Genomic DNA, 3388 nt, shown 5'->3' with positions numbered 1-3388 from the left:
TCGATGATCTGCTCCGTCGTGTGCCTTGTCCGCTTCATCGAAAGAATCCTCCAAAAACCGGGGACCGCCCGGCACGAGATTCTCTCACTCAGAGTGGCTCTGTTTCAGGGGGGAAGACCACAAGGGCTCCACCGGCGTATCCTCCTCCTATTGCACCAATTAAGCCCGGCAGCAAAGCTCCACCCACAGCTCCACCCACAGCTCCACCCACAGCTCCACCAATCGCACCACTAATGGCACCATCCCACCCTCCATCGTCGTCGAACCACCAGCCAACAAACCCGCCTGCAATCGCGCCACCAACAACACCCCAAATTATGCGCCCATCGGGGTCAATGTTGGTCGTAGGAGCGTTCGCGACATAGCGAGTCAGATTCGCATCCCCTGCCTCAAACCCAATCGGGTCTTCGCTAATCCACTTGCCGACAGTTGGGTCGTACATAGCTCGATATCCTTTCGCTTACGCGTTCAGAGCGGCGAATGCCGCGTCGGTTTCGTTGATGATGGGCTTCTGTTTGGCTTCATGGATTCGGCGTATCCGAGCCATGTGCTTCTCGGCCTCGACGCTTGCCCAACGTTCCCACTGCTGGATTGGCCGGGTATGACCGTTCTCCAGGACAATTCCGCCCGTAGAACTGTGCTTTGCCACCCCGCTGTTCTCGCGATGCAGCACGGCCGCAATCGCATGCAAGCCCTGGAAGTTGGGCTCGTCCGGGAACAGCTCACACGCCCGGTGAGCTAGTTGCACCACTTTGTCGAAGGCTAGCCATCGAAGCGCTCCTGCTGCGCTGAGAGCAATCAGCACAGAGATCGCCAAGATGCCTCAGGTCGAAAAACTTGGCGGACACTGATGAGACTGACGGATACTGCTACGCCAGTGTTCTCGTATAGGCGGTCGTCAATAAGTGTTGAGCAAGAAGTGTTGAACGCCGCCCTTGAAGAGTGCGAATCGAGCTACTCTTCTACCTTCCGCATCTCGATCCGCCAACGCTTCTTCTTCTTTCCGTCGACGAACTCGTCATAGCTGCCTATCCAGAGGCCACCGCGGTTGTCGGTGTCTGGCTTGATTGTCGCGCGCCCCGATAGCGGATAAGAGTCGTCCTCGTCAAAGCGGAACTGGAGCTCGTTCGACTTCTGTTTTGCAAGGTCGCCGATCCGCTCGGGCGCCCCGGCTTGTTGCCCACCGCTCAGTGGCCCTTCACCCGCACGCAGCCCGTCAAGCCGAGCACGCGGTTGACCAGGCCGTTCTTGCGGGGCCGGCGAACCCTCCTGCAATCGCGCGCGAATGGCGGCGCGTGGATCGGTAGCGGCTTCTTCGGCTCCGTTCGGTTGCTCTTTGTCGGTGTACTCGACCTTGCCAATGGCGAAGAGAGCGGACTGCTTGATGCGAATCTGCCCGGTCATCTTCGTTCGCGTCGTGCGATTCTGGTCCGAGTTCTCCATAACTTTGTATTCCCAGATTGATCCCTCCAGGTCGCTCCGGCGGCTGTTGCTATCGCCCTCGATTTGAACAATTCGAGCGCCTCCGGCTCTGTTCGGCCCCGTATTCTTGCCACGCAACACTTGGCTTTGGCCTGGAATGCAGTAGAACACCGCGGCGACGCACACGGCGATCGGAAGAATTCCACGCATCTTATCGTCTCCTATGATCGATGAGACTCTACGAACCTGTAGTGTAATGTAGTCGCCATACTTAAGAGCGGCAAGTTTCGTCTCGGGCGTCGAACCGCCAGTGCCAGAACTTCGCTAGTGTACCGCGGCGCTATTCCCTGATCGTATTGCGCGAGGGCCTTGGTTGAGTTAGAACGCGGAGCGTTCTGACCACACGGAGGGCATGATGCGGGTAGCGATCGCGATCGAGTTGACCGACGAAGAGCGGGCGAGGCTGGTGGCGTACGTTCGTGGAGCGACGACGCCGCATCGGCTGGTGAAGCGGGCCCGCGTTGTGCTGCTGGCGGCCGACGGGATGGTGAACAAGGACATCGCCGCGGAGGTCGGCATGGCCCGTGGGCCGGTTGGGAGGTGGCGGAAGCGGTTCGCCGAGCAGCGGCTGCCGGGCATCGAGAAGGACGCCCCGCGGCCGGGCAACCCGAGCCCCGATCGGGCCGAGCTGACCGAGAAGATCCTTGAAGCGACCACGCAGACCGAGCCGGAGCACGCCACGCACTGGAGCACACGGACGCTGGCCGAAGAGCTTGGCGTGAGCGACACGCGGGTCGCTCGGGTGTGGCGGGCCCACGGCTTGCAGCCGCACCGGGTGAAGACCTTTAAGGTCTCGAATGACCCGCACTTCGCCGAGAAGGTCCGCGACGTGGTCGGCTTGTACCTCGACCCGCCCCAGCGGGCGATCGTCCTCTCGGTCGATGAGAAGACCCAGGTCCAGGCCCTCGACCGAACGCAGAAGGGCTTGCCGATCCACCCGGGCAAGTGCGGCACGCGAACGCACGACTACAAGCGGAACGGCACCACGACCCTATTCGCCGCTCTGAACGTGGCCGAGGGGATCGTCATCGATAAGTGCATGAAGCGGCACCGCCACCAGGAGTGGATCCGGTTCCTCAAAGAGATCGACGCCCGCACGCCGAGTGAGCTCGACCTGCACCTGATCGCCGACAACTACGCGACCCACAAGCACCCGGCCGTGCTCCGCTGGCTGAAGCGTCACCCGCGGTTCCACATGCACTTCATCCCGACCAGCAGCAGCTGGCTGAACCTCGTGGAGTGGTTCTTCGCCGATCTCACGACCAAGCGGCTGCGACGCGGCTCGTTCCGCAACGTCCCCGAACTGGTCCGGCCGATCGGGGCCTACGTCGAGCACCACAACGACACGACCGAGGGCTTCGAGTGGACCAAGACCGCCGACTCCTTCCTCGCTAAAGTCGCCCGCGCGAAAGCCACCCTCGATAAGATCATGGATTAACGACGCGGTACACTAGGTACCTCGCAGGAGTAGTGACTACTCCCGTTCTGGTTCGCTGGCAGCGCTCGCGACCATCGCGAGGTTCGGCCTAAGGTCCGACGCCGTATTGCTTTAGAGCAAGTGGAGCTGACAGGGATCGAACCTGCGACATCCTGCTTGCAAAGGACTTGCAGCGTGCTAACCCTTGCAGCTAAAAGCTGTGAATTGATTGGAATAACTAGCGTAAAACGCTGCTGCCCGCATAGCAAGCCTTAGCAGCGTTTAGCCTAGATTTCAGCCATAATCAGGCAAGAGCTGTGTCTTTTGACACAGCTTATTTTATTGGAGGTAAAGAAAATCGCTGGTTTCTGCTGTTCCCTTTGGTCTGGTCAGCAGCTTGCCAGAAAGGACCCGCTGTTAGTTGCGTTCGGCTGGTTCGGCGCGCAGCAAGCCATCGGGCAACGGGGTAAGTAGGGCGTCCTCGGGGCC

The 3388-nt window shown here is 60.3% G+C and carries 4 protein-coding genes; 1 reads left to right on the top strand and 3 read right to left on the bottom strand.

Going from position 1 to position 3388, the window contains the following annotated elements; genetic code table 11:
- Window positions 1-88 precede the first annotated feature (88 nt).
- The 3 genes from Pla111_RS17770 to Pla111_RS17030 form a co-directional block, all read right to left on the bottom strand.
- Complete coding sequence (locus Pla111_RS17770; RefSeq protein ID WP_146575668.1) at window positions 89-442, bottom strand: RHS repeat-associated core domain-containing protein; 354 nt, start codon at window positions 440-442, stop codon at window positions 89-91.
- A gap of 18 nt (window positions 443-460) precedes the next feature.
- On the bottom strand, window positions 461-817 hold the full coding sequence (locus tag Pla111_RS17035) for a hypothetical protein (protein WP_146575667.1): 357 nt from the start codon (window positions 815-817) through the stop codon (window positions 461-463).
- Window positions 818-954: 137 nt separating this feature from the next.
- Window positions 955-1632, bottom strand: coding sequence for a hypothetical protein (locus Pla111_RS17030; RefSeq protein ID WP_146575666.1), 678 nt, complete (start codon window positions 1630-1632; stop codon window positions 955-957).
- A gap of 205 nt (window positions 1633-1837) precedes the next feature.
- Here Pla111_RS17030 and Pla111_RS17025 point away from each other — a divergent pair, with 205 nt between their 5' ends.
- On the top strand, window positions 1838-2920 hold the full coding sequence (locus tag Pla111_RS17025; protein WP_146575669.1) for an IS630 family transposase: 1083 nt from the start codon (window positions 1838-1840) through the stop codon (window positions 2918-2920).
- Window positions 2921-3388: the final 468 nt, after the last annotated feature.

Source organism: Botrimarina hoheduenensis, from assembly GCF_007859815.1.
Classification (GTDB): Bacteria; Planctomycetota; Planctomycetia; order Pirellulales; family Lacipirellulaceae; genus Botrimarina; species Botrimarina hoheduenensis.
Note: the sequence above shows the minus strand (reverse complement) of the source record. Positions and strands in the feature narration are given on the sequence as shown.